Annotated in this window: 18 protein-coding genes; 5 read left to right on the top strand and 13 right to left on the bottom strand. The window is 58.5% G+C overall.

Annotation, left to right across the window (positions count from 1 at the left end; genetic code table 11):
- Positions 1-77: 77 nt before the first annotated feature.
- Entirely contained in the window at positions 78-374 is a 297-nt protein-coding gene (locus tag ACVWZJ_RS00595; RefSeq protein WP_011434379.1) for a hypothetical protein, read from the bottom strand.
- A gap of 214 nt (positions 375-588) precedes the next feature.
- On the opposite strand from ACVWZJ_RS00595, the gene ACVWZJ_RS00590 reads away from it, so the two are divergent.
- The 3 genes from ACVWZJ_RS00590 to ACVWZJ_RS00580 all read left to right on the top strand — a co-directional run bounded on the left by ACVWZJ_RS00590 (position 589) and on the right by ACVWZJ_RS00580 (position 2,726).
- Positions 589-831, top strand: a complete 243-nt coding sequence (locus ACVWZJ_RS00590; RefSeq protein WP_011434378.1) for a Ycf34 family protein — start codon at positions 589-591, stop codon at positions 829-831.
- 146 nt (positions 832-977) lie between these two features.
- Positions 978-1,991, top strand: a complete 1,014-nt coding sequence (hemF, locus tag ACVWZJ_RS00585) for an oxygen-dependent coproporphyrinogen oxidase (protein WP_414349961.1) — start codon at positions 978-980, stop codon at positions 1,989-1,991.
- Between the two features lie 39 nt (positions 1,992-2,030).
- The gene (locus ACVWZJ_RS00580; RefSeq protein ID WP_457393921.1) at positions 2,031-2,726 is read left to right on the top strand and encodes an alpha/beta hydrolase; all 696 of its coding nucleotides are present in this window, start codon (positions 2,031-2,033) and stop codon (positions 2,724-2,726) included.
- Here the strand turns inward: ACVWZJ_RS00580 and ACVWZJ_RS00575 are convergent.
- The 8 genes from ACVWZJ_RS00575 to ACVWZJ_RS00540 form a co-directional block, all read right to left on the bottom strand.
- Entirely contained in the window at positions 2,672-3,970 is a 1,299-nt protein-coding gene (locus ACVWZJ_RS00575) for an RNA-guided endonuclease InsQ/TnpB family protein (RefSeq protein ID WP_457393918.1), read from the bottom strand. The genes ACVWZJ_RS00580 and ACVWZJ_RS00575 overlap by 55 nt on opposite strands.
- A gap of 303 nt (positions 3,971-4,273) precedes the next feature.
- Entirely contained in the window at positions 4,274-4,840 is a 567-nt protein-coding gene (locus tag ACVWZJ_RS00570; RefSeq protein ID WP_457393915.1) for a GDYXXLXY domain-containing protein, read from the bottom strand.
- Between the two features lie 26 nt (positions 4,841-4,866).
- Positions 4,867-5,733: a bifunctional hydroxymethylpyrimidine kinase/phosphomethylpyrimidine kinase gene (thiD, locus tag ACVWZJ_RS00565; RefSeq protein WP_457393912.1), complete on the bottom strand. Its 867-nt coding sequence runs from the start codon at positions 5,731-5,733 to the stop codon at positions 4,867-4,869.
- 173 nt (positions 5,734-5,906) lie between these two features.
- The gene (locus tag ACVWZJ_RS00560; RefSeq protein WP_414332282.1) at positions 5,907-6,113 is read right to left on the bottom strand and encodes a hypothetical protein; all 207 of its coding nucleotides are present in this window, start codon (positions 6,111-6,113) and stop codon (positions 5,907-5,909) included.
- Positions 6,114-6,641: 528 nt separating this feature from the next.
- The gene (locus ACVWZJ_RS00555; protein WP_011434371.1) at positions 6,642-6,959 is read right to left on the bottom strand and encodes a 2Fe-2S iron-sulfur cluster-binding protein; all 318 of its coding nucleotides are present in this window, start codon (positions 6,957-6,959) and stop codon (positions 6,642-6,644) included.
- Positions 6,959-7,216: a DUF1816 domain-containing protein gene (locus tag ACVWZJ_RS00550; protein ID WP_414384163.1), complete on the bottom strand. Its 258-nt coding sequence runs from the start codon at positions 7,214-7,216 to the stop codon at positions 6,959-6,961. Before ACVWZJ_RS00550 ends, ACVWZJ_RS00555 begins: the two co-directional genes overlap by 1 nt.
- Before the next feature lie 22 nt (positions 7,217-7,238).
- Positions 7,239-8,375, bottom strand: coding sequence for a 23S rRNA (guanosine(2251)-2'-O)-methyltransferase RlmB (gene rlmB, locus ACVWZJ_RS00545; protein ID WP_457393909.1), 1,137 nt, complete (start codon positions 8,373-8,375; stop codon positions 7,239-7,241).
- 33 nt (positions 8,376-8,408) lie between these two features.
- Positions 8,409-8,840: a ribonuclease III domain-containing protein gene (locus ACVWZJ_RS00540; protein ID WP_457393906.1), complete on the bottom strand. Its 432-nt coding sequence runs from the start codon at positions 8,838-8,840 to the stop codon at positions 8,409-8,411.
- Positions 8,841-9,048: 208 nt separating this feature from the next.
- Here ACVWZJ_RS00540 and ACVWZJ_RS00535 point away from each other — a divergent pair, with 208 nt between their 5' ends.
- Complete coding sequence (locus ACVWZJ_RS00535; RefSeq protein WP_041436874.1) at positions 9,049-9,249, top strand: CsbD family protein; 201 nt, start codon at positions 9,049-9,051, stop codon at positions 9,247-9,249.
- A 6-nt stretch (positions 9,250-9,255) separates the two neighbouring features.
- Here the strand turns inward: ACVWZJ_RS00535 and ACVWZJ_RS00530 are convergent, their stop codons facing one another.
- The 3 genes from ACVWZJ_RS00530 to ACVWZJ_RS00520 all read right to left on the bottom strand — a co-directional run bounded on the left by ACVWZJ_RS00530 (position 9,256) and on the right by ACVWZJ_RS00520 (position 10,562).
- Positions 9,256-9,744, bottom strand: a complete 489-nt coding sequence (locus ACVWZJ_RS00530; RefSeq protein WP_457393903.1) for a photosystem I reaction center protein subunit XI — start codon at positions 9,742-9,744, stop codon at positions 9,256-9,258.
- Between the two features lie 100 nt (positions 9,745-9,844).
- Positions 9,845-9,964 (bottom strand): photosystem I reaction center subunit IX, encoded by a 120-nt coding sequence (locus tag ACVWZJ_RS00525; RefSeq protein ID WP_011434365.1) that lies wholly within the window; start codon positions 9,962-9,964, stop codon positions 9,845-9,847.
- Between the two features lie 52 nt (positions 9,965-10,016).
- Complete coding sequence (locus ACVWZJ_RS00520) at positions 10,017-10,562, bottom strand: photosystem I reaction center subunit III (RefSeq protein ID WP_011434364.1); 546 nt, start codon at positions 10,560-10,562, stop codon at positions 10,017-10,019.
- A 195-nt stretch (positions 10,563-10,757) separates the two neighbouring features.
- Between ACVWZJ_RS00520 and tsaD the strand changes: the two genes are divergently transcribed.
- Positions 10,758-11,858: a tRNA (adenosine(37)-N6)-threonylcarbamoyltransferase complex transferase subunit TsaD gene (gene tsaD, locus ACVWZJ_RS00515; RefSeq protein WP_457393900.1), complete on the top strand. Its 1,101-nt coding sequence runs from the start codon at positions 10,758-10,760 to the stop codon at positions 11,856-11,858.
- Here tsaD and mnmG read toward each other — a convergent pair.
- Complete coding sequence (gene mnmG / locus ACVWZJ_RS00510; RefSeq protein ID WP_457393897.1) at positions 11,816-13,753, bottom strand: tRNA uridine-5-carboxymethylaminomethyl(34) synthesis enzyme MnmG; 1,938 nt, start codon at positions 13,751-13,753, stop codon at positions 11,816-11,818. The genes tsaD and mnmG overlap by 43 nt on opposite strands.
- Positions 13,754-13,768 lie beyond the last annotated feature (15 nt).

Below are 13,768 nucleotides of genomic sequence, written 5' to 3'. Positions count from 1 at the left end.
AGGTTTTTTTAACTCAGCACAGGTGTCTTTGGGGCAAGGGATCCATCCGACAAGCGCCAACCGACTGCCAGTTGTTTCTAACTGACGGCCACGGGCGACTTAGCGGCAGCAGCAGCGCGATTTTCCTCTTCCTCAGGAGGGACAACGGCAAACTCGATGTGATTGAGCAGGGTGGTCACGAAGGCGAAGAGCAGGAAAGGCAGGGAGATCACCAAAATCAGAGCAATGGTGAGAAAAGCGTAGAGGGGGCTATTCATCAGGGAGAGGGCAGCGGCCAAGCTGGCAAAGATGACAATCAGCCAAACGATGATCTGGCCGTAGATATCTCCAAAGGAGAGGGTACAGGTGAAGCGGTAGCGGGTGTGGGTGTTCATGGCAGTTCCTCTGGATAGCCTGGATGGTTTGATCCTAAGGGCAGATCAAGCCTCAGCCTGAGAAATATGTCGAGATTTTAGACGAGAGACGAGGAGATGCCTCTCTTTGCTAAGAAATATCTCAAGAATCGGCTGAGAAAGAGGGGATCCGCCGTCTGGAAGGAGGCAGGATGCTACCCTCAAGATTGGGAACCGTTTCTTGCAGGCAGCAGCCATGTGTATTTGTATTCACTGCTACTACGTGGATCGCTGTACCACCTACCATGCCGTGGAAGCGCAGCATCAGCAACCTCATCTCACACTGACGCCGGATTTTGAGCCGCAGGGCCCCCAGATCAATGTCAATATCCGCAATGGGGGCACCGAGATGGAATGGGATGTGGTGGGCTGCCAGAGCTTTCGCGAGGAACGGAACAAATGGGCGCGACTTCGTCCCTATGAGGCGGTTCCCACGTAAGATCCAAGAGCGGCCTGGATTTCCAGGGAGTTTCTTGCCCGGCCAGGTTAGAACTCTTCAGTTTGGCAGTTCGGCTCTCCCAGTCTGAGAGGTTTGATGGGGGCTGGAGAGGTTTTTGTCGAGTTTCGAGAGATTGGAAGACTATAATGCTGGCCTCAAGCCCTACAGCGCTGCCAGTGGATGCCCGTCAACAGGTGAGCCAATTCATGCAGCGCCTACAAGATGACATCTGTGCCCGTCTGGAGGCCCTAGACGGAAAAGCCAAGTTTCGGGAAGACCGTTGGGAACGCCCTGGAGGAGGGGGCGGGCGCTCGCGGGTCATTCAGCAGGGAGACGTGTTTGAGCAGGGGGGAGTCAATTTTTCCGAGGTGTTCGGATCCCATCTGCCCCCTTCGATTCTGAAACAGCGTCCAGAAGCGGCAGGGCATCCTTTCTACGCCACAGGCACCTCTATGGTGTTGCATCCTCGCAACCCCTATGTGCCGACGGTACACCTGAACTATCGCTATTTCGAGGCGGGGCCGGTTTGGTGGTTTGGGGGCGGGATGGATCTCACCCCCTATTACCTGTTTGAGGAGGATGCGGCCCATTTTCACCGCACCCTCAAGGCAGCCTGTGACCGCTTGGATCCCGTCTACTACCCAGTTTTCAAGATCTGGTGCGATCGCTACTTTTTCCTACCTCATCGCGGCGAGGCGCGCGGCGTTGGCGGCATTTTCTTCGACTATCAGGATGAACGCCCTGGGCTGCTCTATCGGCCTGAAGGCCAGGCGGAAGGGGATCCCGAACAACTGGCTTCTGAGCCACCATCGTTACAGGTGCGGGTGGGATCCCGCAGTTGGGAACATCTTTTCCAGTTGGTGCAAACCTGTGGCGACGCCTTCTTGCCGGCCTATGTGCCGATTGTGGAGCGGCGGCAGGGGATGGAATGGGGGGAGAGAGAACGGCAATTCCAGCTCTATCGTCGCGGGCGCTACGTGGAGTTCAACTTGGTCTATGACCGCGGCACGATCTTTGGACTCCAGACCCAGGGCCGCACCGAGTCGATCTTGATGTCTTTGCCGCCATTGGTGCGCTGGGAATATGGCTACGAGCCCCAGCCGGACACGTGGGAAGCTAAGCTCTACCAGGTGCTCCGCCAGCCCCAGGATTGGGCGTAGGCCGGCCATACCCCGTCTCTGCTTCTGAGGATCCGTGGCGTGTTTTCTCCTTTCCCCCTCACCTACCGCGTTCAGCCCCCCCGACAGGGCGGCTTAGGACCCGCGCCTGCGTTGGTAATGCTGCACGGGATCGGCAGCCACGAGGGGGATTTGTTCCAGTTGGCCCCCTATCTGGATCCTCGGTTGGCGGTGATCAGCTTGAGAGCCCCTATTCCTTGGAGTGGAGGCGGGTTTGCCTGGTTTGAAATGGCCTGGACACCGGAAGGGCTGGTGGGGGATCCCCAGCAAGCGCGCAATAGCCTCCAGCTCCTGAGCCGCTTTCTGGAACAGACGCTGCCCAGTGGGATCCCGGGTATTGCCCTGGATCCCAGGCAGGTGTATTTGCTGGGGTTTAGCCAGGGGGCGATCATGAGCCTGTACTTGGCTCTGACCCAGCCGGAGAAGCTGGCGGGGGTGGTGGCAATGAGTGGGCGCCTATCTCCAGAGATCCTGGCCGAGGCGGTGGAGCCGGAGCGGATGAAACACCTGGCCATCCTGGTGGTTCATGGCACTGCTGATGCTGTTTTGCCGATTGCTTTTGGCCGCCAGATCCGGGATTATTTTGCCCCGCTGCCACTGAACTTCACCTATCGCGAGTACGAGATGGGCCATGAAGTTTCCCCGGAGAGCCTGCGGGATATTCAGGTGTGGTTGCAAAACCTGTTGGATAGGAGAGATTCGGAAGTGAAAACGTAAACTACCCGACTCCGACCGCTAAAGCGGTACGGAGCGGGCTTTCGGTAGCCCTGCAGTTGGCAAGCCAACCACGAACCTCTAGGCTGGTTTACAGCAGCCCCAAAAAGCGCAATCACATTCGCACCATTCAAATCCGCATCCCCTTCCCATCCACAGTGTCCACACTTAAACTTCTTTCCACTGCGGTAGGATTGCGCAGGGTCGGGATGAATGTGCAAACACCGGTGGCAGGTCTGCGACGTGTAGGCAGGCGGCACCAGAATCAAAGCAACCCCTGCACGCAGAGCCTTGTACTCCAAAAATTGACGGAGTTGATAAAACGCCCAACTGTTGGCCCTGCGCCGTTCAGTTTTACTGCGGGGTTGTTGGTTGATGCGCTCCCGGATCCCTGTCAGGTCTTCCAGGGCGATAGCGCTGTTGGTAGCTTTTGCCCTAGAGACAATAGCTTTGGAGATGCGATGATTGACCCACGTTTTTGCTACGCAACGCTGACGCGACTGAAAGCGTCTCTCCTTGCCAGACAGCCGTTGCAGCAGTTGACGGCATCTGCGCCGCGAACTGCGTGTGCCCTTACTGGCTTTACGTTGGAGTGCCGCCCTCAGCTTGGAGTAGTGGTCTCGGATTCGGTTCAACTGCTGTCCATTCCAGTTATCCCCCTCTGACGTATGGGCAATATCTGTCCTTCCCAAGTCCACCCCCAGCACTCTACCCGTGCGTTGCGGTGGGGATGGCTCCGTTTCCACACAGATCTGAATAGAGTAGGAGCCGTCTTTACGCTTGACCAGAGTGGCAGATTTGGGATTGGAGCCCGCCAGCCGTTCTCTCTGGTAGCGGCCAATCGCCAGCTCAAAGCGCTCCCGACCCTCCACCGTGGTCAGCGACACCGTCCAGTCTTTCTCGCGGAACGAAAAGATACGAGCGTCGTAGGTAGCGAAGTCTCCTTTGAACGCTTTGACGGGGCGGTTTTTCTGTTGGGCAACTTTACGGGCGCCGGCCAGCCGCCTGCAGACCTGCTGGTCGCGTAAGCGGGACGTAGTCCTTGCCAAGTTACTGGACAAGCCGAACCGGGCACGGATTTCGCGGTAGCACAGAGACTGGAGCTTAACGGCGTTGGCGACTTTCTCCGGCGTGTTCTGGTTGACCCAATTCAAGGCTTGGCCAAAAGCCTCCAAAGTCGCGTCCAATTTGGCGGCTTGCGACGGGGACACCTTGAGCTTGCAGGATACGGTCAGGACTTGGGTCATGGTTCTATTGTAACCTCGCATTCCTCCCGGCACTGACCCTACGGGTACAGTGCGGGGCTCCTGCGATTTCTAGCTGAAGAAGTTTGACCCAATTGGGATGACCCTAATTCAGGTGTTGAGCAAGGCTGTGCAGCACTTAGCAAGCTCCTCAATGGCACAGCTCCGGTTCTCGCCATCTTCAGGGTTTCGAGGGGCAAGTGATAGGGATCCCTGCCCCATTCAGTTTTCCGGCTCTCCTTCGGGTTCGGATGTCAGAATATGGTGATTAATTGTTAAAGCGTTAAAGCCGGGCAGAATGAGCACTTAGTACCGATGCTCCCCTACCCAGAGGCCGACCAATGCTGCCTTGCCCCAGGGATCCACTTTCACTTCTGCCCGCGTGGCTTCAGGGTAACGCCGAATATCCTCTTCCAAGGCATCTCCAGCTGCTTCGGGAATAAAAAATTCTTCGATTCCCAACTTGAGCTGCTGCCCGTCAAACCAGCCTCGCAGCACTTTCTCTTCAGGCTGCAAATCTTTGGGCATCTCCCGGCTGACACCGATTGCTCGCCAAGGTTGAGTGGGATCCCCTGCGGGGGGAGCCAAGCGCAGATAAAGGATCCCTGGGGTCTCCAATTCAGGTGACCAACCCGGCAGTTGCTCTAGGGTGGAGCGCCGACCGACGACGTAGCCCAAGGTCACGTACCGGCCCCGCAAAAGGTCATAGGGATCCACGGGGGCCGTTTGCAGGTAGATCGTGGTTCCGACAGCAAGAGTCAGCGCTTGCCGAGCCGGTATCAGCAGAACGATACCCAGCTGCAGCAGGAGGGGTAGCCAAAACCGCCATTTGGGCAGGGATCCCTTCTGAGAAAGATTCGACGGGCTAGCCATAGCAGCCAGAGAGAGTGACCTCTCTCTTATGGCACAGGTTCGCCGATCCCGGACAGAAGCGGGTAGAAGTGCCCCACTGGCCCCTGACCTGACCCGATGGCCAAAGGATGTCGCAGCGCCTCCGTTACATAGGCTTTGGCCGCCACTGTGGCCGCCAAGGGATCCCTGCCCCAGGCCATCTGTGCTGCAATGGCCGCCGAGAGGGTACAGCCGGTGCCGTGGGTGTGGCGGGTGGGGATCCGCTCTGTTTTCAGCACTTCCAGTCGCTCGCCATCGAACCACACATCCACCCCCTGCAGTTCCCCCGGCATGCCTCCGCCTTTAACCAACACCGCTCCACAGCCTAAGGCGTGAATCTGCTGGGCCGCCGTTTGCATATCTGCCAGGGACTGCAGCTCCAGCCCCGTTAAAATTTGCGCCTCATAGCGATTGGGGGTCAGCACCTGGGCCAAGGGGATCAGCCGCTCGCGGATGGCCTGAATGGCCTCATCTGCCAACAACTTCGCTCCCGTGCGGGACACCATCACCGGATCCACCACCAGAGGCCGCAACGTCCAGCGCTCCACCTGACGGGCTACCTCCAGCACGATCTCGGCATTCAGCAACATGCCCGTCTTGGTCCCTTGCACCCCGATGTCCTGCACCACAGCCTCAATTTGGGCGGCCACGGCTTCGGGGGGCAGCGCATCCACCCGGCTCACCCCAAGGGTATTCTGGGCGGTCACGCAGGTCAGGGCAGAGGTACCGTGTACCCGTTGGAAAGCAAAGGTGCGCAGATCCGCTTGGATCCCTGCTCCCCCACCACTGTCGGATCCAGCGATGGTGAGGGCGACAGGGGGGTGCTGCTCGGCCAGCAGTGGAGCCGGAGTTGGTTCAGATGCAGAGACAGACATTGGCCAAACGACAAAAATGGGCAAGGGTACCGATAGCCATTTCCATCAATCAATATGAACCATCTCTTTAACGTAGCAATGAAACTGTTGGTTCTCGATTGGTCTGAGACCACTGGGGTATTGGGAAAACTCTTGCAGACGTCTGTCAAGAAGCTGACTAAGAGTGAGTTGTCCTAGTCTAAATCCGAGTAGCCCTCATCAGTGGTGGCGACCACCTCAACCCAGGCTCTATCCCCCTCCACCGCCGTCAAGCTCCAGCGCAGAAGCCGAGCCGGCTGGCCCAGCTCCCGGTCAACTTGCTGACAGAGGGATTGCTCCAGTTGCGGGGCAGAGAGAGGCGAGCTCAACGGCAGAGATAGGTGCAACAAATGCAACTTCACAGGAGTCGAGAACTGATCTCGCCAAGGAAACAGACTTACTTTCGATAACTTCTAACACTAAGAATCCAACAATATAAACTAATGTAGTATTTTCAGATTAGGCTGAGACAGCCGGGCTACTGAGAAAAACCTTTTGGGCCCCTGCATTATTGCTCCGCAACGCTATTGCTCCGCAACGCTGACGCGAAGACGCGACCAAGGTTTTAGTTGTGGGTATAGTGTCCTAGTTTGAATCGAAATGACTACAACACCTAGTGACATACTCCCGACCCCGACTGCTGGCAGTACGGAGCGGGCTTCTCGCTTCATCGGGGAGCCTACGCAAGAACCCTCCACGAGCAGACACGGAATGTCCTACCGCGTAGTTGCACCAGATTCCGGCAAAAGCCGTTTTGTGCAACTACTCCTATCATACACCATGTGGGGGTATCTGTATCCCGGCACTGACCCTACGGGTACAGTGCGGGGCTTAGCTACCCCCACACCCCCATAAGCTAACAAGTAGACCTGAACAGAAATCCGGCACGGTTAGGAGCCAAACTGCAAACGGTAAACCTCTTCCTCTTGATCGGTCTCCACCTCCAAATCGGAGGTAGCATAGGCTACACACAGCAGCACAAACCCTTGGGCCTGCAGTTCTGGCCCAATCCCCATTGCCTCTGTCTGAGTCACAGATCCCGACTTCAGCCGCCCCGCACAGGTGGTGCAAACCCCCGCCTGACAAGAGGAAGGTAGCTCTATCCCGTGTTCAAGAGCAGCTTGTAAAACCGTCTGATCCGCAGAGGCAGGGAAGCGGTAGGTTTGGCCGCGGTGATGAAGGGTTACTTGATAAGCCGTAGCAGACATCAGGAACGGGCTCCCGACGGAGTACGGGTCACCGTCAGAGACTGTGGCTGGCGCATTTTCTTCACCAGAGCCTGGATCTTTTTGGCTCCTTCCTTTTGCAGGTCGGCGATGTAGTGGCCTTTGAGCCGCTCCGCCTCAGCTTCATCGGAGAAGGGGCCGTAGTAGTAGGTACAGTCCTCGGTGGTGATCTCGATCCAGACCGATAGGCCGCGCAGCTTATCCAACAGATTGGCCAAAAGGTTGCTCACGGGATCCATCCCCCATTATCAAGTCTAGCAATCATTGGATGTCCTTTTGCAATCCCCTAGATTCTACTACTTTTATTGACGATTTGTTGAGGAATGTATCAATCTCGGCACGTTTGAGGTGGTGGGGAGAGCGCTGCCGGTGGATTTCGTAGAGGGCAATGCCGGCGGCCACAGAAGCATTCAAGCTTTCAGTACGGCCTGCCAAGGGAATGGACAGCAGTTGGTCACAATGGCGCTGTGTGAGCAGGCTAATCCCTTCCCCCTCGGATCCCACCACCAAGGCAATGGGCCGTTGAAAATCGGCTCTATAGATGAGGTCAGTCCCTCGGCTGATGGTGCCATAAACCCAAAACCCCTGCTCTTTGAGGTATTCCAAAGCCCGATTCAAATTCACCACCCGCGCCACCGGCAAGGTGGAGAGGGCTCCCGCCGCTACCTTCATCACCGTCGAGGTTACCCCTGCTGCCCGCCGTTGTGGGATCACCATCCCCTGCATGCCAAAAGCCTCCACACTACGGGCAATGGCTCCCAAGTTATGGGGATCCTGGATCCCGTCTAGGACTACCAGCACTGGATTGGGGCTGGCCTGCCGGCTTCTTTCCACCAAATCCTCCAGGGCCACGTACTGATAAGGCGTGGCTTGGGCAGCGATACCCTGGTGGTTGGCGCCAGCCGTGAGGGCGTTCAGCCGCTTTGGAGACACTTCGTCGATGACAGTGCCCCGCGCTTTGGCTTCTTCCAACAGAGACAAAAATTGGGGGCTGTAGCGCAACCTCGGCAGGATCCAAACCCGGTTGAGGGTGGCTTGGCTTTTCAAAGCAGCCAGTACTGTCTGGCGACCGTAGATAATCTCTTGCTCCAGCTCGGTCTCCGGATTCCGGTCGGCCTGAAGCTGAACTTCCCCTGGCAAGATCCCTGTCTCGCCAGTGGAGAGGCCGGGATCCAGCTCGCCTACTGGTTGAGGAGCCATCTTGCCTTGGGGCCACTGCCGTTGCGCGTCGCGACGGATGGACTTCACTGGAGCCTCTCGGAGGGCAAGCTTGGGATCCCCGTCTCGGCGTTTGGGCCGCTGTACCCGCTTGCTAACGGATTGCCCTGCCCTTCGCGGCTGCAGTTTGCCCGAGCGAGACAGCCGTGAAGCAGGTTTGCGCTGAGAAGTCTTGGGCATGGGCGTGGAAGATGGAAAGACGGAAAGACTATCCTAACCTTCCCACTCGCCTAGGGTCTCAGCCAAAACATCAGTGAGGGCGAGGATATGGCGCAGCCGTTCGGGATTGGCCAGGTAGAGATAGCCCAGAACTGTTTCCAGGCCGCTGGCGTTTTGGTAATCGGCCAGAGGCAGATGCCGGGGTGGGCGACCGCAGCCATTGCGACCCCAGCGGACAATTTCCTGCTCTTCGGGGTTGAGATGGGGCAACAGGGCCAACAGCAGCTTAGCCTGAGCCGAGCCGCGCACCCGCCTCACCACCTGCTGATGATAGCGCTCCAGTCGATCCGGAGGAAATAGCCGTTGCCGCCGCACATGCAGTTCGTAAATGGCGTCTCCCAAGTAGGCCAAGGCTGCGGGCGATAGGCGGCGAATCTCGGCCAAGGAGGGCCTTTCGGAAGTGGGTTCGGACAGCAGATCGTTCACAGCAGCTCACGAAAGATAGGCAGAAAAAATGTCTAGAACCGCTGTCATCGGCTCATTGCAGGATTCAGTCCATGCTAAGACAAGCTTCCTCTGGTCTGCTAGCCTGACTCGCGCTCTTTCCCCCCTTGCAGGTGATTTGGATCACGAGGCCCAGAGAGAAAAGGTGCTATCGAGTAGACAGGGCAAAGCCGGTTAAGGGGCTGATGTTATGAGCCTTGAAAAGCCAGTTGGAGTTACTGCCAAGAATCTGGAGAGCAAAATCCAAGAAATTGTGGGTGAGCTGGCCAGCGATCAGCGTGAAAGGCTGGAAGGTAAGGCCGAGCAAACAAAGGCAGCCACCCACCCTGGAGTCGAGGATGCTCGAGAAGCGATTAAAGACGTTGTGGATGATCCAACGGATGGCCAATAGCTCCAGTTAAGATGCGGGGACAAGGAGATCTGCATTCAGCAAAAGCAGGTAGGCGACGACTGCCCCCCCCATACCCCCTACCAAAAAGCCAGCGGCCAATTCGCTCCAAGATTGGGATCCCTTTACCGGCCCTGTGTTGCGCTGCGAGGTGACAGAGCCGTAGAGAGAAAGGGCCGCCGTCAGGATCAGGATCAGGCCACAGGCTCCCAAAAAGCCGCTCAGCAGACCGATGGGCTCGTTGCGCAGCGGCCCCAGCTTGGCAAAGGGGCCGACCAGCCAATAGCCGTGGGCCATACCGATTTCCAAGCCCCGCCAAATGGAACTCAATCCCGGTCGGTTGATGGGCAGCCAGTCGATCAACAGCCGGACAACAGGCGCGTGGTTGATCGGTGTCCAGAGATCCCCAATTTGCGGATCTCCCTCAGGGACGGTGACGTATCCCTTATTCATGTTCAACCTATTCAACGGAGCAGGATCGGCATTGGGTTCGACCATTTCAGCAACTCTGTGTTCAGTTCAAAGGAGGATGGAAAAAAGCCTAAAAAAGCAGGGATCCCACCGGGCGTAGGTTGCGCTGGGGATCCCTGGCCTACACTCAGAACGTCAAAATGTCGGGGAAGAAGCGATTGATCTCGATGAACAGGGCAAAAACAAAGCTGGAAAACAGGATAAATGCCACCGGAGCAGTGGTGAGAAACTTGGTGAAATCAGCCATAGACGCCTCTCAAAAGTTAAATAAATCGAGTTAGAAAGCCGGGCTCAGCTCCTCAGCGGGGCGAGATGGGCACAGCCGCTTCCGGCTCTTGAATTTCGCCGCTGGCAATCTCCTTGAAAGCAGCAGCAGGCCAAGCCAAAGCCGTGAGGAAACAGCGCAGCGCCAAGGGAACGTCGATGATGCTTTCTTTCATCTCCGGTTCGTCGCTATTCCGCACGGCAATCAGATAAGAGCGCCCTGCCCAGCCCAGCCAACCGGCGATGTAGAGAAAAAGCAAGCCGGGGATGAGAAACTCGCCCGCATGGTTCAACCGACCATCCGTAACCAGGTGGGGCAGGCCCTCTTCGCCGCAGAGCAGCTTGCTGTAGCGCTCAAAGCGCTTGCTGGTTTGGGCCAGCTTTTGCTGGTAAACAGGGGCCATAGCAGGGCTGGCGTTGAGGATCTTCTCCTCTAGGCTGCTCAGGCGTTCGTTCATCAGGGCCTGAAAGGCGGGAACTTCGCTGCAAGGTTTCAGACCGATCAAGGGCTCTGCCTGCACAGATTGGGCGAGGCCAAGCGCGATGCAAAGGGCCAAAAGAAGGCTTAAAAAGGTTCGCATAGCAGGATGTGTCCTTGAGGTAGGGGTCTAGGATCTGTCCAAATGCTAAGGGATGCTAAGTGCAGCAACAGGCACTAAACGGTTAGTATCATACTCCTGAGCGCCTCGCCCCGACGGATCCTGAGTTTTAGCTCACACAATTCTTAATTTAAGGATCCCAAGGCTTTCCTATTCCTTTCCCCAGCTTGCTCTCCCATGCCCCGCGTCCTTGCCATCGAAACCAGTTGTGACGAAACGGCTGTGGCTGTGGTGACGGCGGATGTGGCCTGGCCGGGGTTTGCCCCACGGCAGCTCAGCTCCGTGGTGGCCAGCCAAATCGACCTTCATGCTGCTTACGGGGGGGTGGTGCCGGAGGTGGCCTCTCGTCAGCATGTGGAAACCTTGCCCTTTGTGCTGGAGAGGGCTCTGCAACAGGCAGGATTGGAGGTGGCCGAGGTAGATGCCATTGCCGTAACCTGTGCACCGGGCCTGGTGGGATCCCTGCTGGTGGGGCTGATGGGGGCCAAGACCTTGGCTTTGCTCCACGACAAGCCCCTGATCGGGGTGCATCATCTGGAGGGCCATCTCTTCAGCGGCTTTTTGGCCGAGCCCGATCTGCGCCCCCCCTGCCTCTGCCTTTTGGTGTCGGGGGGCCACACCAGCTTGATCTGGATGAAGGACTACGGGCAGTACCAGACGGTGGGTCGCACCCGCGACGATGCTGCCGGCGAAGCGTTTGACAAAGTGGCGCGGCTGCTGGGGCTGGGCTATCCGGGGGGACCGCAGATTGACCGCTGGGCTCAGCAGGGGGATCCGCAGCGCTTTCCCCTGCCCGAGGGCAAAGTGGAGCATCCCTACGACACAAGCTTCAGCGGCCTGAAAACGGCGGTGTTGCGCCTAGTCCAGCAGTTGCAGCAGCAAGGCCAGGAGTTGCCCATTGCCGACATTGCCGCCAGCTTCCAGGCCTGTCTGACCCATGTGCTCACCGAAAAGGCAGTGGCCTGCGCCGAGGCGCTGGGCCTCTCGACGCTGCTGCTGACGGGAGGGGTAGCTGCCAATCGGGAGCTGAGGGCCCGCCTCACAGAAGCAGCCCGGCAAAGGGGGTTGCGGGTGGTGATCCCGCCTCTAGCCCTCTGCACCGACAATGCCGCCATGATTGGGGCAGCTGGGCTCTGCCACTGGCTGCGGGGGGAGGTCTCGCCGCTGGAGCTGGGGGTAGCCTCGCGCATGCCCCTAGAAGGGATCCCTTCCCTCTACCTGGGTGGGGGCGGAGCTCATACAGAAGAACAGACGGGATCTGCCGCAGCCGTCCTCTGACGTTGCCTCACTTCCAGGTAGATCAGCAGGGCATTGATGTCGGCGGGGTTGACACCGCCAATGCGGGCTGCCTGGCCCACGGTGAGGGGACGCACCGCCGAGAGCTTATCCCGCGACTCTTTGGAGAGGGTGGGGATGGAGTGGTAGTCCAGATCGGGGGGCAGAGGGCGGTGGTACTGCTTGCTCACCTGCTCAATTTGGCTCTGCTGCCGCTGGATGTAGCCGCTGTATTTGACGGCAATCTCTGCCGCCTCCTGCTCAAAGGGATCCAGCTCCGCATCCCCCAGCCCCAGTTCCAGGAGATCGGAGTAGTGAATCTGGTTGCGGCGCAAGATCTCGGCCAGGGTGGCGGATCCCTTGATCCCCTGCCCCGTCAGTTGGCTTAGTTGGATGCCGGCCAGGTCGTGGGCCTTCACCCGCTGCGTTTCCAGGCGCTCGATTTCTGCGGCAATGCGCGCTTGCTTGGCTTGGAACAGGGCCCAGCGCCGGTCATCGATCAAGCCCCATTCCCGCCCCAGGGGGGTGAGCCGTTGGTCGGCATTGTCGGAGCGCAGGATGAGGCGGTATTCGGAGCGGCTGGTGAGCATGCGGTAGGGCTCCCGCAGTTCTTTGGTGCAGAGATCGTCGATGAGGGTGCCGATGTAGCTGGACTCCCGCGGCAGGGTGACCAGGGGCTTGCCTTGAACCAGGCGGGCGGCGTTGATCCCGGCTATGAGCCCCTGAGCTGCCGCCTCTTCGTAGCCGGTGGTGCCGTTGATCTGGCCGGCGCAAAACAACCCCTGCACCTTTTTGGTCATCAGAGTGGGGTAGAGCTGGGTGGCCGGCAGATAGTCGTATTCCACCGCATAGGCAGGCCGCAGCATGACGCACCGCTCCAGGCCAGGCAAGGAGCGCAACATCTGGATCTGGATTTTCTCCGGCATCCCCGTGGAGAACCCCTGGATGTAGAGCTCCGGCAGATCCCGCCCTTCCGGCTCAATAAAAATCTGATGGCTTTCCTTGTCGGCAAAGCGGACAATCTTGTCTTCGATGCTGGGGCAGTAGCGGGGCCCTTTGGCCTCCACCCAGCCGCCATAGACAGGGGTTTCGTGGAGATTTTCCCGGATGATGCGGTGGGTCTCTGGGGTGGTGCGGGTCAAGTAGCAATCCATCTGCTCCCTTGGCACCCACACCTCGGGGTCGAAGCTAAACCAGCGCACATCGGGATCCCCCGGTTGCCGCTCCATGACCGAAAAATCCACGCTGCGCCGATCCACGCGGGCAGGGGTGCCGGTTTTCAGCCGGCCCGTTTCAAAGCCCAGTTGGCGCAGGGTGTCGGTCAGCCCTTCCACGGCAAATTCCCCTGCCCGTCCGGCAGCTTGCCAGTGGCGACCAATCCAGATGCGCCCCCCCAAAAACGTACCGGTGGTCAGGATCACCGCCCGACAGCCGAAGATGGTGCCGAAATGGGTGACCACGCCCACCACCTCGTCGTTGCGCCCCAACACCAAATCGGTGACAGTGCCCTCGCGAATCGTCAGGTTGGGCTGGTTTTCCACCACCGAGCGCATCACCCGCGCATATTCCCTTTTGTCGGTTTGCGCCCGCAGCGCCCACACCGCCGGCCCCCGCGAGCGGTTGAGCACCCGCTTTTGCAAATAGGTGCGGTCGGTAACTTTGCCCATCTCGCCGCCGAGGGCATCGATTTCGTGCACCAGCTGCGATTTGGCCGGGCCGCCGACGGCGGGGTTACAGGGTTGCCAGGCGATCTTGTCCAGATTCAATGTCAGCATGAGGGTGTTACAGCCCAGCCGCGCTGCCGCCAATGCTGCCTCACAGCCGGAGTGCCCCCCGCCGACCACCACCACATCGTAGTGATCGAGAAAATCAATGCTGTCCCGTCCAACTCTGAGCATAGGGTGGCAATTCCA

It is taken from the genome of Thermostichus sp. OS-CIW-29 (assembly GCF_054058195.1).
The sequence above is the reverse complement of the archived record's forward strand: the minus strand, read 5'-3'. Positions and strand labels throughout refer to the sequence as shown.

Bases quoted from the DNA above. Each gene is read 5' to 3' on its own strand.
- ACVWZJ_RS00595 (WP_011434379.1), bottom strand. From the start codon at position 374: ATGAACACCCACACCCGCTACCGCTTCACCTGTACCCTCTCCTTTGGA.
- ACVWZJ_RS00590 (WP_011434378.1), top strand. From the start codon at position 589: ATGTGTATTTGTATTCACTGCTACTACGTGGATCGCTGTACCACCTAC.
- hemF (WP_414349961.1), top strand. From the start codon at position 978: ATGCTGGCCTCAAGCCCTACAGCGCTGCCAGTGGATGCCCGTCAACAG.
- ACVWZJ_RS00575 (WP_457393918.1), bottom strand. From the start codon at position 3,970: ATGACCCAAGTCCTGACCGTATCCTGCAAGCTCAAGGTGTCCCCGTCG.
- ACVWZJ_RS00570 (WP_457393915.1), bottom strand. From the start codon at position 4,840: ATGGCTAGCCCGTCGAATCTTTCTCAGAAGGGATCCCTGCCCAAATGG.
- thiD (WP_457393912.1), bottom strand. From the start codon at position 5,733: ATGTCTGTCTCTGCATCTGAACCAACTCCGGCTCCACTGCTGGCCGAG.
- ACVWZJ_RS00555 (WP_011434371.1), bottom strand. From the start codon at position 6,959: ATGTCTGCTACGGCTTATCAAGTAACCCTTCATCACCGCGGCCAAACC.
- ACVWZJ_RS00550 (WP_414384163.1), bottom strand. From the start codon at position 7,216: ATGGATCCCGTGAGCAACCTTTTGGCCAATCTGTTGGATAAGCTGCGC.
- rlmB (WP_457393909.1), bottom strand. From the start codon at position 8,375: ATGCCCAAGACTTCTCAGCGCAAACCTGCTTCACGGCTGTCTCGCTCG.
- ACVWZJ_RS00535 (WP_041436874.1), top strand. From the start codon at position 9,049: ATGAGCCTTGAAAAGCCAGTTGGAGTTACTGCCAAGAATCTGGAGAGC.
- ACVWZJ_RS00530 (WP_457393903.1), bottom strand. From the start codon at position 9,744: ATGGTCGAACCCAATGCCGATCCTGCTCCGTTGAATAGGTTGAACATG.
- ACVWZJ_RS00525 (WP_011434365.1), bottom strand. From the start codon at position 9,964: ATGGCTGATTTCACCAAGTTTCTCACCACTGCTCCGGTGGCATTTATC.
- ACVWZJ_RS00520 (WP_011434364.1), bottom strand. From the start codon at position 10,562: ATGCGAACCTTTTTAAGCCTTCTTTTGGCCCTTTGCATCGCGCTTGGC.
- tsaD (WP_457393900.1), top strand. From the start codon at position 10,758: ATGCCCCGCGTCCTTGCCATCGAAACCAGTTGTGACGAAACGGCTGTG.
- mnmG (WP_457393897.1), bottom strand. From the start codon at position 13,753: ATGCTCAGAGTTGGACGGGACAGCATTGATTTTCTCGATCACTACGAT.